Source organism: Paenibacillus alginolyticus DSM 5050 = NBRC 15375 (assembly GCF_000422905.1).
GTDB classification, from domain to species: Bacteria; Bacillota; Bacilli; order Paenibacillales; family NBRC-103111; genus Paenibacillus_E; species Paenibacillus_E alginolyticus.
In genome coordinates this window covers 1-13,870 of record NZ_AUGY01000062.1, presented here as the reverse complement: position 1 = coordinate 13,870, position 13,870 = coordinate 1, and the positions used below count along the sequence as shown (strand labels likewise).

The window sequence follows — 13,870 nt, the reverse complement described above, 5'->3', positions numbered from 1 at the left end:
GGAATACGAATATGACACAGGTACAAGAACGCACAGGGGTAGCAACAGTTGGAGGAAATCCAGTTACTTTGTTGGGGCCGGAGATCAAGGTTGGGGATAAAGCGCCAGATTTTAAAGTGAATAAGGATCTGATGACAGAGGTAAGCCTATCGGATTATGCAGGCAAAGTGAAGCTGATTTCGGTCGTCCCTTCCGTGGATACAGGTACATGCGATGCACAGACGCGGCGCTTCAATGTGGAAGCAGATAAGCTGGGAGACAATGTTGTCATTTTGACGATTTCGGTGGATCTTCCTTTTGCGCTGAGTCGTTTCTGCGGGGCAGCAGGCATTGATAAAGTCGTAACCTTATCTGATTATAAAAGCCGAGCTTTCGGTCAAGCGTATGGCGTGTTGATTAAGGAGATTCAGCTTGATCAACGTGCGATATTCATCTTGGATGAGAACAATACCGTTCGTTATGTGGAGTATTTAATGGAGATGAAGGAGCATCCGAATTATGATGCGGCTTTAGATGCTTTGAAGGAACTTGTGTAAAAGAATGCTTGTACCCGCACCTGCGGCTTGTTTAGAGCTTAGGGGTGCGGGTTTTCTGTGAGGAATAGCACAAGCCAGATAGCTAACCAAATTTCAATGAGATTGCGGCCAAAACAAACATAACTAGGGCAAGCCACGCGGGGAGTACAAGTTTAACTAGCTTGCGTTCGATATGGATATGAACTTTCTTCATCACTTCACCTTCTTTCTTACTGACCAGGAATGACTAGAGAGGGCACCTAAATAGCGAAATAGGAGAAAGGCCCTTCTTGTAAGTTTTTGATTGAACAAAAATTTATGAAGTTCCATTTTTCGCTTTTTGGAGATATGGATGAGAGAAAGGACTACAAGCTGCAGAAACTCTGGTTTCGAAAATAAATCGTCGGTCTTGAAACCATCGTGTAGCTTACCTATCACTTTTCCAAAAAAGGGTACATGTCTAGTTTCCGGGTATAAAGCAGAAATTTCTGACCATAGTTTTAGGCTTTGTAAAATGATTTGCTGAATGCGGTAGAAATCCGCTTCACTACAGGCAAGAACCGACTTACGAAGCTTAGACAACTCGAAATTACCGAAAAGCTCTTCGAAGGTTTCTTTGAAATCAGGAAGTCCAAAGATTTTGAGACGTCTTAAAAAGGTTAAAGCATGGACGGTAGGGATACCTCTCGATTTTGATAAATCCGTAATCACCTTTGCGATGAAGGCATATTGCTGCGCAGCCTCCTGTTCTTCAGGGGACGGAGTTCTTGGCTTTTCATGACGCTTTAATTTCACCGTTAAGTTAGGTATTGCTTCCTCTACTTCTTGCGGATGGTCCGAAATGAATACGAATTTACCGTTCATTTCTTCTGCAAACTTCAGCAGTCTCGTTTGAAGCTTGTCCCACTGGACGGGGAAGCCTTTCACATATAAAAGAGAGATCATGTTTTCCCAACTCGTCATGTTGTAGATCTGCTTTAGTGTAAGAATATCGTGAATGGCCTCAATATCGGAATGATGGTAAAAGGTATTTACACCGCGTCCTCTTCCACGCCCCTTCTTATTGGGAACGATAAGACCGTATCGGACAAAGCTTCTAAATGTATCTCTAGAAATGTAATCCCCCTCAGCATTCGCTTTTGATAGTAGCTCTTCTAGACATAACTCCATGTGAACACCTCCTTACTAACATCATAATGTGGGAAGCTTAGATCTACAAACACCTTGATCGACGCAAATGTAAAATAAAAAAAGCAGCATCCTCAAAGGATTGCTGCTCTTCGTTATCACATGTAAATCCAGCTGGCCGCTGCAGCCTCGCCGGTTTGAATGAAATCCTTTATCGAAGTTCAATTGAATCCCTGCAACTGGTCAGATACGTGTGTATTCTACCATGGGAGACATGCAAACGATGCTAGCGAGTGAGCGAAACCATCCGGCTGCCCTTGACCATCGCTGCGCTGCACAAGGGGCACGCCTTCGCCGCAAGCTTCGCTTCCTGCGGCGAAGAGATGCGCGACCAGGCCTTGCAGCCGGCCTGCTCGCAGATCCACGCCGCGACCCGCTCAGTCGCGGCGGCGGGCTTCCCCGCAGCGGCCGGGCGCCGCGCCGCTGCTGCACCAACATCCACAGCCGCAGCAGGCTTGCGGCTGACAACAGGGTCCGCGCCAGGGAACGCGGACAGCAGGAAGCGGGAAGGCTCCGCCTTCTTCCCGCGATAAAACGCCGGCGAGCTGATCAGCAGCTCAGCCTTGGCGCGCGTGACGGCGACGTAAGCGAGTCGCCGTTCTTCTTCCAGCGCGGCGGTTCCCTTGTCGCGCCCAACAACGCCAGCCATCTTCACATCGTCCAGATGGCTGGCATCAATTGCCGTGCTATGCGGCATATTGCCCTCGATCGCACAGAGCAAGTACACGATCGGGAATTCCAGTCCCTTCGATTTATGAATCGTCATGAGCGAAATTTTATTCGCGGTATGATCTTTTCTCGCTGCACTCATTTCGGTGCGTTTTTCCGCGACCTCATGGATAAAATAAAGAAATTGCTCCACGCTGTCGAACCGCTTGGCCGAAGATTCCAGCTCGTCGAGCGTTTCCTTCAGCATCTCTCTGTGATGCGTCAGCTTGCTGCGCTTGTTCGTCTCTAGGAAAGCATCATAGAAATCCTTGCGAATCGCCTGAACGGCTGCGAGCGGCTTCATTTCAGCAAGCGATTTAATGAGCCGGATGCGACTTTTGAGCTTTTCTTTCTGAAAATCTTTCAGCTGAGGCAGTCCGAGCAGGTGGATGAGCGGCCACTTTTTCGCTTGAATCGCTTCCTGATCTTGAATAATCCGCATGCCTTGGTCTCGTCCTATATATAATGATGGGAGGACACCTTCTATAGCTTCGAAATTACGCCGCTCATGGGCAAGCCTTAAGTGATCAATAATCGGCTTCACCATCCACTGATCGTAGAAGGAGTCATTGCTACCGTAATCCACAAAAGGCAAATTATGAAGAATCAACTGCTCGATAATCGCCCGACTGTTGCTGGCTGTCCGATACAAAATAGCTCGCCATACTGACTGCCACCCTCGGCTACTTTAATCCGAAGATCGTTAATTAACCAATCGGCCTCGTCGTCACTATTCGTTGGTTTCACATATTGCGGCTTCCGATCACTTTCCTTCGTGGCGAGGAGGGTCTTCGACTTCCGCTGGACATTGTGTGTGATGATGGCATTCCCCAGGCCGACGATGCTTGAAGTAGAACGGTAATTAATATCAAGAGTGACCGTCTTGGCAGCAGGATACTTCTCATGAAACTGTAGAATAAATTCATTTCGCGCGCCATTAAACGAATAAATCGTCTGGTCATCATCACCAACGACCATCAAATTCTCGTGGTCCTTCGCAATCATTTGAATGATTTCGTATTGCACGGTATTCGTATCCTGGAACTCATCAACGCTGATATAAGTGAATTTTCGCTGCAGCGAACGAAGGACATCGGTATTTTGCTGCAATAAGTGGTAGGCTTTGATCAAAATATCGTCAAAATCAATCTTCTGCTGCTCCATTTTCCACTGCTCATACTGCATGAAAATCCGTTTCACTTCTTTGTCTTCTTCCGTTCCTTCTGGGAGGTCTTCAACCTCAATCAGCTGCATTTTATAAGAGGAAAGCAAGGAAATGAGCACTTCGGGTTGATATGTATCCTGCAGCCCCATGCCCAGCATGATGCGTTTGAAGACAATTTGCTGATAGCGGCCATCACTCAGAATCTCTTGTTGTAACCCGTTCATTCGCAGTAATCTGAGGCAAAAAGCGTGAAATGTCCGCACCTGCATCGTATTGGTCATACTATGATCAAGGCCTGGCATGGATGTGAGGCGTTCCCGCATCTCTTCGGCGGCTTTTTTTGAGAAAGTAATCAACAACAAATTCGACGGATGAACCCGGTGCACACGCAGTAAATAAGCCACTCGGCAAACCAGAACAGTTGTCTTCCCGGAACCTGCACCCGCTAGGGTAAGCAAAGGACCTTTGAAATGGCGCACAGCCTGAACCTGCGCTTCATTCAGCAGAATCTGATGGCTTTCCAAATCGCGAAAAAAGTAAGCGTCACGATCGGCATCGGACACAAAATCGGAACTATTCGTTAAAAGCGCCATACGCGCATGCGGGATAGGTCGCTCTGTGGTTTGTTTCGTACCTAATGGTGTAGGGTAAATTGAAAGAGAAGTCAAAATCATCACCTGTTTCATAGCAATACTGGACTACCTATTCTATCACATTTATAGACCTATGAAAGGAACTATATACATATGGGGATATCTTACTTAAAATTGCTTTGGACGCAGTTCGAAAAGCACGATGCCACGGGGCTTGCTGCACAATGCGCCTACTATTTTCTGCTATCGCTGTTCCCCTTTCTACTCTTTATTCTGAGCTTACTGGGGTATTTGCCGTTCTCCTCGGATGATGTCATGGGACTCATTAAAGACTATATTCCGGAGGCAGTAGCCGGCTGGATCGAGGAAATGCTTAGCAATCTGCTTGATGTCAAAAGAGGAGGCGCACTTTCCTTCGGAATAATATTCGCCTTGGTGAGTGCCAGCGCCGCGATGAATGCGATCGTCATTGCCGTCAACAAAGCGTACGGGCTGCCGGAGCGCAAAAGCTTCATACACTCGCGTTTTCTTGCTGTGATGCTGACGCTGGGCATGCTCATTGTCATCGCTTCAGCGCTGCTGCTTAGCGTGTTTGGGCATTGGATCGGGGATTGGACGCTTGCCAACATTCCGATTTCTACGAAACAAGTGGCTTTGTGGAACAACCTGCGCTGGATTGCGAACTTCATCATCGTATTTGTGGTTTTCATCGGGGTTTACTATATAGCGCCTAATACATGTCTGACCTGCAAAAGCGTCCTTCCTGGAGCGATATTCGCGGCAGTTGGATGGCAATTAACATCCCTCGGCTTCTCCTTTTATGTCAACAACTTCACCAACTACAGCGCCACTTATGGCAGTGTCGGGGGCATTATCGTGCTCATGACTTGGTTCTATATTTCGGCGCTCATCATTATCATCGGCGGTGAAATTAATGCGATAAGGCATGTGAAGAATCAGATTCATACGGTTCCATTGGATAAAAAGGAGACGACAACGCATAAAAATCGCTTCTGATATACGGTCAGAAACGGTTTTTTGTTCTACCACGTCAAAACGCCGCCATCCACTCGCTTCACGCCGCGAATTTTTCCAAGCTGCTCCGCCAGCCGGAACAAGGCTAGATCCTTCATTTTGGCTTCAATCATGACGTCGATGCGGGGGAGGCCTGCCTCCTTGCAGCTTTTCAGAAAAGGGATGAGCTGATCGGGCTCAATGTAGTCAGAATGAGATCGGAACTCTTTCGCATCCTTTGGCGAGGAGACGTGAATTTTCATCGGAATATCGCCCCAGGTCTTAGCGATGTCTGGCAATAGTTCGATGGGGGAAGACGCGGATGGGTTGCACCAATCATGGTGCAAATCCAGCATGCAGGGGCGCTGCAGCCTTTTGCTCACGGCCAGTGTTTCCTCTAATGTGTAAGTTTTATCGTCATTCTCAAATGTAAGACGCCGCATAGCTTGCTCGGGCACCTCAGAGATCTTAGTAAATAACCGCTCCGTGGCGGTATCTTTATCCCCATACACACCGCCAACATGGATATTGATGATAGCAGATTCATCAAGTCCCATCCCATCCAAAATCGCCGCGTGATAGGACAAGTCTCTTATAGCAGCCTCCACGACCGAATCACTCCCGTTTAGCAGCGTGAATTGATTCGGATGCATACTTAGTCGGATTCCCTGCGTGTTGGCGAACTGGCCGAGCTTTCGAAGCTCATCTTTATATTCAGCAGCTACATCAATCCGCACGTCCGGATGGGTGGCTAGCGGAATGAGCGACGACGATAGACGAAATAAGCGAATGCCATGAGCGGCATTATAGTATAGAATCCGCTGAGTCGCCTCGAGATTTTTGCGTCCGATCTCGATGGCTCGCTGCAAAGCCTCTTCACGCGGACGCTGAGAGAATAGCTTATATGTAAAAGTGGAACTAGGTGTATTATTGAAAATCGCCATTGCTATAGATACGAATCCGAGTCGGATAATCATAGGGCCTCCGTTATTCCATCATCATCTAGCTTGATTAGTCTGCCCAAAAGGGAGTAATATCGAGCGTGAAGGGGAGGAGCTGAGGGTAAAAGGATTAAGAAATTGCAAAAGCTCAGGCTGAGTTCTTCATTGGAACGTACAAAGTGGAGCCTGTTTAAACAAATTTGCTGTAAAACCTACATCAAATTTCACCTCAGCTACCTGTACCGCTTAGATTACCTGCATTTCCTACATCAAATAATCCCGATAACGAGGGTTTTCAGCCTTTTGGGCGAAATTAGCTGCACATTTTGCAAGTAATTCCCTCCGAAAGGGGTTAAACCCATAATTTTGATGTACGAAATGCAGGTAGTGTCACTTTAGCGCTCCCCATGATGGTCTAGGCAACCTTCGTCTCGTACACAATTTCAAGTTAAACACAAATTCCCAAGCCACCTAACAAAAAAAGACACCCGGAGGTGTCTTCTGTAGAACATTTCATATAAGTCTGGGGAAGGACACAGCAGACGGAATGATTCAAATCTAAACCCGCTCAACCTTCAACAGGTTAGTCGTTCCTGATTTCCCTACTGGGATACCGGCGGAGACAACAGTGAGGTCGCCTTTTTTCACATAGCCGAGTGTCTCAGCTTGCCCGATGGCAGAGCGGATCATCGCGTCGGTGGAGTCGCAGAATTCGCCAAGGATCGGGATCACGCCCTGCACCATGCTCAGGTAGTTGATCGCATATTCATTGGAAGTCACCGCGATAATCGGTGCTTCCGGGCGGTACTTCGCGATCATCCGAGCGGTGAAGCCGCTCTCCGTTGGCGTCAAGATGGCTGCAGCGTGCAGCTTGTTAGCGGATGACACGACCGCTTGGCACAGCACCTCAGTCACTTCGTTGTTCGACTGAAGCTGCGCGTCGATCAAGGAGCTGCGCTCCATGGTTTGCTCGACGCGCTCGGCGATCGTCGCCATCATCGTCACGGACTCGACGGGATACTTGCCTGCGGCTGTCTCGCCGGAAAGCATGACTACGTCGCTGCCGTCAAGCACCGCATTCGCCACGTCACTTACTTCTGCACGTGTTGGACGAGGGTTGCGCTGCATGGAATCCAACATTTGCGTCGCCGTAATAACAGGCTTGCCAGCTAAATTACAAGCGCGAATCATGTCTTTCTGCGCAATCGGAACTTCCTCCGTCGGAATCTCGACGCCTAGATCTCCCCTTGCCACCATGATGCCGTCGGAAGCTTCAAGGATCGAAGCGAAATTCGTCATGCCTTCTTCGTTCTCAATCTTCGATATAATCGGCGTAAACGCTGCGCCATGCTGTTCCAAAATCGCGCGAACCTCTCTAACATCATTTCCGTTACGTACGAAAGACATCGCGATGATGGAGATATTCTCTTCAACGCCGAACTTAATATGCATCACATCGCGCTCAGTTACACCGGGTAGAGAGGTGCGCACGCCCGGCAAATTAACGCCTTTACGCTGCTTCAAAACACTTTGATTCAAGACGCTGCAAGTAACTTCGGTACCGTCAATCATTTCTACTCTAAGCTCGATTGAGCCGTCATCGATAAGAATGAGATTCCCCGGCTTAACATCCTGCGGAAGGCCAGGGTAATTTACAGAAACACGGCTGGAATCGCCGATAATTTGTTCAGTCGTAAGCACTATGTGATCGCCGCTTTGCAAATCGTAGGAAGCATCCTTCAATTGACCAATGCGGATTTCCGGACCTTTAATATCCATCAGAATAGGAATGATGACCCCAAGCTCGGCAGCTGCTTGACGTACGCGCTGAATGCGTCCCCTATGCTCTTCTAAATCGCCATGAGCCATGTTCAATCTGGCGACACTCATGCCTGCGCGAATTAATTCTTTGAGAGTAGGGACGGAATCACAAGCGGGTCCCATGGTACAAATGATTTTTGTTTTACGCATGGTGGTTAGGACTTCCTTTCGATAGTAACGAATGAATTTTGGCTTCATTATAAGCTTAAATGAGCCGAAGTTCTATGAACTATAGTATGATATATGTACTATAGTATGCAGGAAGGTGACATTATGCAGGTGATAACCTTTACGTATGACAAGAGCAGCAATTGGTACAAGGAAGAGCTGGAGGGATGCCTCAATTGGACGCTCGTTCTTGTTACGTATGGCCGATGTGTGTATTGGATCAATGAGAAGAAGCAGGTAGTTGAGAAAGGGCAATGGCTGCTCATTCCGAGCAAAACTCCCTTTTATGGAAGGAGTGTGCCGACCCAGATCCATGAAAAGTACGTGGTTCAATTCATCGCTGATCCATCAGATGAGCTGTTCCCACTTCTCCAGCTGCCGCATTATACTAGCCGATTAACGGGTAAATATGAGCTGATTGTCGATCGTTTGCGCCTTATTCATCAGCAGTGGCAGGACAAGCAATCCTATTACCAAACGCTGTGTGAAGCGCTGCTCAAAGAGCTGTTTGTCCATCTCCATAGAGAGTGGGACCAAGATACGACAACGACCGCTACTGCGCAGCTGGTGGAGCAGATGAAAGGTTACATTCAGAACCATTACCGCGAGCACGTGACCAAGGACGAGCTTGCCGCGTGTATAAGCCGATCTCCGAACTACACAGCGGCACTTTTTCGCAAAGTAACAGGTCAAACGATCAGCGAGTTCGTCCATGCCACTAGGATCAAAACGGGCATCTACATGCTTAGACATTCTGCGCTGTCAGTGACCGAGATCTCCGAGTTCATCGGGTACAATGATCCGTCTTATTTTTACCGTGTATTCAGGCGTTTAACCGGCTTAGTGCCAACGGATTTAGTATCCGACCGTGAAACGATTCGTAAGTAGTACGAGATAACACGAACTTACATCGTACCGCCGCCGCGACGTACTTCGGAAGGGATTTGCTCAGGGCCTTTATCAATGTTCTGGTAGATGAACGTCCCGACACTTGCTTCATCAAACTTTGTAAGCTGCATCGTTTTCGTCCATGCGGTTACAACGACCTCCTGATCGCTAGGTACATCTGGATTCGGTACAGCTAGTACACCGGCACCGGCTTTCTTGAAATGCGTCAAATAGTCGAGTCGATCTAGCAGTTCTTTAGGAGCATCAGGGCGATAATGAATAATGATATCTCCGTGCTCTAAATTATGAACAAGCATTTCATAAGAGGGTCTGTCCTTATAAAAACCGAACTTTAAGTCATGTGGACTGTGTGTACCGGAAGTCGGGATTTTCATTTCATAGGATAGTGTACCCTCAGCATGCCCTCGTCCGTAATCTTTATCTGTCACGACCTGGATAGGAGCATTAAAATTCAGTTTTTCTATACTGTATTTGCTGGAATTTTGCTGAATAAGCGAGGTTCCCACACAGCATATCGCGATAATAACGAGAGTGTGAGAGAGAAGCAGCCAGGTCTTTTGCTTTTTTTTCAGAGCCTGTTTCTCCACCTTTTTCAATCGGCTTGTGTTCTGTTTGTGCGCTTTTGCGGCCAACACATAGCCAATAATCGACAAAATAAAAATAGCCAAGCCTATGTAAAGCAAAATAGCCATAAAATCAGGTCCGTGCTGCATGGTTGAATGATCCATTATAAATGATCTCCTTTTAGAATAAATTTTTAATTATCCACACTACATATTGTAGTTTCACTATTAGCTAGAAGTCAATTTCTGCTTAAAGATCTCGTTCAATTTTATGGCTAAGGACCCGACCCTGTCCAGTACTCTAATTTTTATATCTCGGTTTGACCCTCATATCTACAGAAAAAAAGGAGCCACATTCTGATTTGGCCCCTTTGTCAAGGGCACTTATAAAAAAAGGACTGAGGTTCTTAAGCCACCGACAAAAGATGATTCCTGTACTGTACGGGAGTCATCTTTTTGCGTCCCCACTGATATCTGTGGTTATTGTAATAGCGTATGTACCGGTTTACTTCATGTTTCAGTTCTGATAACGATTGACAATTCCGGTGATCGACATGGTCTTTCAGATTCCAAAGAAGGATTCTTGTGGGGCGTTATCCCAGCAATTTCCCCGTCTGGACATGGATTGACCGAGTTTGTATTGCTTCAACAGTTTTTGATAGGTCGGACTTGTGTAATGGCTGCCTTGATCTGATTGGATAAAAACACCTTTAGGCAGTTGGATCCGTTTTTGCTTGGCCAGCATATCTACGAGATCTGTCGCTAAATCCAGTGTGAGGCGATCGGATAGGTTATGGGCCAGAACCTCGCCTGTGAAGGCATCCAACAGGGTCGACAAATAAGCCATCTTCGAAAGGCCGTAAGGCAGATACGTGATGTCTGTCAGGAGGGCAAGACCTGGTACTTCCTTCCTAAAATCCCTCTGTAAAAGGTTAGGCAGCGTTCGATGCTCCATCGTGGCTTTAGCCTTATGGGTTTGGTTTACGAAGAGGGCAGACCAGACCTAATTTCTTCATCCTTCCAGCGATCAGCGCACTGTTCCACACGTGTCATCCCGATGATACCGATGTCGAATCCATTAGCCTCAAAGATTTCTCTTGGTGTTTGTCCGAGCATATATTGATCAATGAATAACCGTTTAAACTCATCCATGTAGGTCATGGATTTTTCACTGATTTTAGCAATATATTGATTTTGTGATAACGCCTCGCACTCTGCTTCACTAAACCGTTTCTTACTCATGTCATCCCCTCCGTTGCTTCTTCCAGTATACAAAAAGGCACCCATAGCCCAAACACCTTTTTTTAAAGTGTCCAGTCTATGGGTACCAGTTTATACTAGGTGCTTCTTTTTTTTGCAAAGGTTAATAAATTCTATTAGGAAAACTGAGAAGCCAAGAGCTTGTCCCTCTTGTAATTGTAATTTCTGAAGTTGATCCAACAGATGAATATTTACTAGATGTTACACCGTACCAACTATCCGGGACTACAGCGCTATAAGTGTTGGTGCTTGGATAAAAGCTTGCAGTCTGGTAGGTTGTTATTCCAAACGAAGAAGGACCTACTTGTCCATTTGTGACCTTTCGATTGGATAAAGTATAATTTCCTTCACCACCATAACTCCATCCACCTGTTACACCGTACATGTCAACATGTAGGAGATTATTCGAATCGTATTTATTATCCCAATATACTGTAGAATACGCTTTGACAGCAATAGTGTCGTCCCATTTAGAGTCATCTCTCGAAGACAATATGGAAACATTAGAATCTTCAACCCCAGGCTTTTTTGTAGGTACATTTTTTCCTTTAACAACAGCAAAAGTAGTTGTTGCATAACTCTCAACTTTTGCTCCATTCTTTTCGACAACACTCAATAGTTGAGTTGTACTTAAAGTTTCGGATGTGACATCGCTTGCTTCCTCGGTTTGAATCTCCCCTGCGGAATCCTTTTTAATCAGTTTCACCGAAACTGTATTTGTCGCTTTACTTTCTTTATATGGAGAATCGTCTATACCTTGAACTGCCCTTTCCCACAATTTATCAGGATCTTTGATTTCTTTATGTTCTTGAATAACTCTCTCCTGAACTTCAGGTCCTGCTGCCAAAGCTGCTGAAAAAAATGAAATCGATAAAACTGCTGTAATAGACATAACTGCCAATTTTCTAAATACCATAGTTTAAATCCTCCTTTTTTTACGGAGCATAATTATTTGTGTTCTCAATATTATAGACACCCAATATATTAAATTTGTTCCACAATTTTGAAATTTTTTATTTTTTTATTTTTTATGGTAGAATTACCTTATTACATACAGGAGGTAAAAGTATAAAAATATTACATGGAACGATTATCAAATAAATGGAGGTTGATAAACCGTGAAGTACATTTATACAGGTATAGGAACTGTTTTGATTGCATTAATAATTTCATCTATAACGCAGAACTGGTCTTTTATTTATACAATTCCCGGAATATTGGGAGCTGCTGCATTAGTTCTAGGTGCAGTACTCTCTGGGGCGTTTGTAAGCGGAGATCGACTGGGTAGGAACTTAACTATGGAAACCTCAGAAAGTAGAGATTCTCGCCAATCTAGGATGAATGTTTTATTATTGATAGGATTAGTTAATCTTGCTCTTGCAATCATCGGATATTTCATAATTGAAAATTTTTAATAATGGCAACAATAAAATAGAACTCTTATCTCAAACTATAATATCGCTATACAAAGGCTGACGCATAAGCAAAATTGAAAGGATTAGTATCTCAAACTTCGCAGAGCAAAATTGCTTTTAACCCCTTGATATATATAGCTAACTCAAGATAATAATCTATCTCTTGCAAAAATAGAAAACACCGCTTCCGTTTGATATAGTGATTGTGTCGAGCAATCCACTACCACACAGAAGAGGTGTCCTCTATATGATAGATCAAAAGCAGCCCTGCAATCAACTGCCTAAAGAAATTAAACCGGCATTCGAAGAACTTCATGTGCTAAAGCACTTAAAAGACGCAAAAATAAGCAAGAAATTTGGTTATTCTGCTGCTTATCTGTATCAGCTTGTATTCGTTCTTTTGTTTCATCAGAAAAATTGGTTTCGCCTGCTCCAAAGTGAAAAAGCGGAATCATTTCCAGGCAAAGACGCCGTTTATCGTTTTTTGAATCATACCAAATTTGCTTGGCGACAGTTTCTCCTTTCCCTTAGCACAGCAACCATCCATAAAGTCGAAACGCTAACCTCAGACGAGCGTGTGACCGCATTCATTTTTGACGATTCCATGTTTGATCGTAACCGCAGCAAAGCGGTAGAATTGCTTGCAAGATTCAAAGATCACGCCACTGGAGCCTATTATAAAGGCTTCCGTATGCTGACGATGGGATGGTCTGACAGCCATTCGTTTATTCCCATGGATTTTGCTTTGCTGAGCTCGGTCAAATCACAAATAAATGGCATCTCTGAATGGACGGATAAACGAACCGTCGGCTATAAACGCCGCGAGGAAGCGCTACTTTCAGCGCCAAAGGTCATCGCGTCTATGATAGACCGTGCCATAGCTGCTGGTGCGTCTGCGTCTTATGCCTTAATGGACAGTTGGTTCACCCATGCGCCACTCATAAAAGAAATCCTGGATCGTGGTCTCCATGTCATTGGCATGATTAAAAATGACAACAAACGTTACCTAGTTGGAGGAATCCGCCTGAACCTAAAGGAATTGTATCTGGTAGCCCCGCAAGTTGAGGGAAAGAAGTCCGATATTCTTCGCTGCATTCGAACTGAATTGGTCGCCGGAATACCGGTGCTCGTGGTATTTATTCGGCATCGCTCCAAGAAAAAAGAATGGCTAGCAATTCTCTCCACCGACTTGACTTTGACGCCTCAGGAAGTCATTAGTACCTACACGATGCGTTGGAATATTGAGGTCTTCTTTAAGTGTGCAAAATCCATGTTACGCCTGCAAAAGGAGTTTCAAGGTCTTTCATACGACCTACTCGTTAGTCATACAACGATTGTATTTTCTCGTTATATTCTGCTTGCATGGCAGCATCGACAAAGCACGGACCAAAGAACGCTTGGTGGTTTGTTTTATTTGCTATGTGATGAAGTCAGCACCTTGGATTGGGTAGTCGCCTTACAGCAACTGATCGATTTGATCAGTGAAGTAGCTACAAAAGCATCCAAAAAACTTTCGAAATTAATAAAAAGTCAACTACAACAATGGATTGTCGGTTTGCCCAGTTACCTCAAGGCTTATCTGCCGATTTCAGGCTGCGAAGTTTGAGTTA

12 protein-coding genes and 1 pseudogene are annotated in these 13,870 nt (G+C 45.4%); 5 read left to right on the top strand and 8 right to left on the bottom strand.

All coding sequences use genetic code 11. From position 1 onward, the window contains the following. Nucleotides 1–11 precede the first annotated feature (11 nt). Nucleotides 12–536 (top strand): thiol peroxidase, encoded by a 525-nt coding sequence (tpx, locus tag G519_RS0124770; RefSeq protein WP_029196975.1) that lies wholly within the window; start codon nucleotides 12–14, stop codon nucleotides 534–536. A 192-nt stretch (nucleotides 537–728) separates the two neighbouring features. Here the strand turns inward: tpx and G519_RS0124760 are convergent, their stop codons facing one another. The 3 genes from G519_RS0124760 to G519_RS53325 form a co-directional block, all read right to left on the bottom strand. Continuing rightward, entirely contained in the window at nucleotides 729–1,685 is a 957-nt protein-coding gene (locus G519_RS0124760) for a MerR family transcriptional regulator (RefSeq protein ID WP_029196974.1), read from the bottom strand. A gap of 244 nt (nucleotides 1,686–1,929) precedes the next feature. Continuing rightward, entirely contained in the window at nucleotides 1,930–3,063 is a 1,134-nt protein-coding gene (locus G519_RS53330) for a 3'-5' exonuclease (RefSeq protein WP_307720111.1), read from the bottom strand. Further along, entirely contained in the window at nucleotides 3,018–4,262 is a 1,245-nt protein-coding gene (locus tag G519_RS53325; RefSeq protein ID WP_307720112.1) for an ATP-dependent helicase, read from the bottom strand. The genes G519_RS53330 and G519_RS53325 overlap by 46 nt, the downstream gene beginning before the upstream one ends. 60 nt (nucleotides 4,263–4,322) lie before the next feature. Here G519_RS53325 and G519_RS44460 point away from each other — a divergent pair, with 60 nt between their 5' ends. Next, nucleotides 4,323–5,186 carry a YihY/virulence factor BrkB family protein gene (locus G519_RS44460; protein WP_051253665.1) on the top strand — a complete coding sequence of 288 codons (864 nt, stop codon included), beginning with the start codon at nucleotides 4,323–4,325 and terminating at the stop codon, nucleotides 5,184–5,186. 26 nt (nucleotides 5,187–5,212) lie between these two features. Here the strand turns inward: G519_RS44460 and uvsE are convergent, their stop codons facing one another. Then, on the bottom strand, nucleotides 5,213–6,160 hold the full coding sequence (uvsE, locus tag G519_RS0124745) for a UV DNA damage repair endonuclease UvsE (RefSeq protein WP_029196973.1): 948 nt from the start codon (nucleotides 6,158–6,160) through the stop codon (nucleotides 5,213–5,215). A gap of 522 nt (nucleotides 6,161–6,682) precedes the next feature. After that, nucleotides 6,683–8,095 (bottom strand): pyruvate kinase, encoded by a 1,413-nt coding sequence (gene pyk, locus G519_RS0124740; protein WP_029196972.1) that lies wholly within the window; start codon nucleotides 8,093–8,095, stop codon nucleotides 6,683–6,685. A 123-nt stretch (nucleotides 8,096–8,218) separates the two neighbouring features. Here pyk and G519_RS0124735 point away from each other — a divergent pair, with 123 nt between their 5' ends. Next, on the top strand, nucleotides 8,219–9,001 hold the full coding sequence (locus G519_RS0124735; RefSeq protein ID WP_051253664.1) for a helix-turn-helix transcriptional regulator: 783 nt from the start codon (nucleotides 8,219–8,221) through the stop codon (nucleotides 8,999–9,001). Nucleotides 9,002–9,018: 17 nt separating this feature from the next. Here G519_RS0124735 and G519_RS47775 read toward each other — a convergent pair whose 3' ends face one another. The 3 genes and pseudogenes from G519_RS47775 to G519_RS0124720 form a co-directional block, all read right to left on the bottom strand. Beyond that, on the bottom strand, nucleotides 9,019–9,750 hold the full coding sequence (locus G519_RS47775) for a DUF3105 domain-containing protein (protein WP_051253663.1): 732 nt from the start codon (nucleotides 9,748–9,750) through the stop codon (nucleotides 9,019–9,021). Nucleotides 9,751–9,992: 242 nt separating this feature from the next. Beyond that, nucleotides 9,993–10,827, bottom strand: a pseudogene (locus G519_RS44450) (IS3 family transposase). A 121-nt stretch (nucleotides 10,828–10,948) separates the two neighbouring features. Further along, complete coding sequence (locus G519_RS0124720; RefSeq protein WP_029196970.1) at nucleotides 10,949–11,761, bottom strand: hypothetical protein; 813 nt, start codon at nucleotides 11,759–11,761, stop codon at nucleotides 10,949–10,951. Between the two features lie 202 nt (nucleotides 11,762–11,963). Between G519_RS0124720 and G519_RS44440 the strand changes: the two genes are divergently transcribed. Continuing rightward, nucleotides 11,964–12,260: a DUF5316 domain-containing protein gene (locus tag G519_RS44440; protein WP_036633726.1), complete on the top strand. Its 297-nt coding sequence runs from the start codon at nucleotides 11,964–11,966 to the stop codon at nucleotides 12,258–12,260. 247 nt (nucleotides 12,261–12,507) lie between these two features. Then, complete coding sequence (locus tag G519_RS0124710; RefSeq protein WP_029196969.1) at nucleotides 12,508–13,866, top strand: IS4 family transposase; 1,359 nt, start codon at nucleotides 12,508–12,510, stop codon at nucleotides 13,864–13,866. The last annotated feature ends 4 nt before the right edge of the window (nucleotides 13,867–13,870 follow it).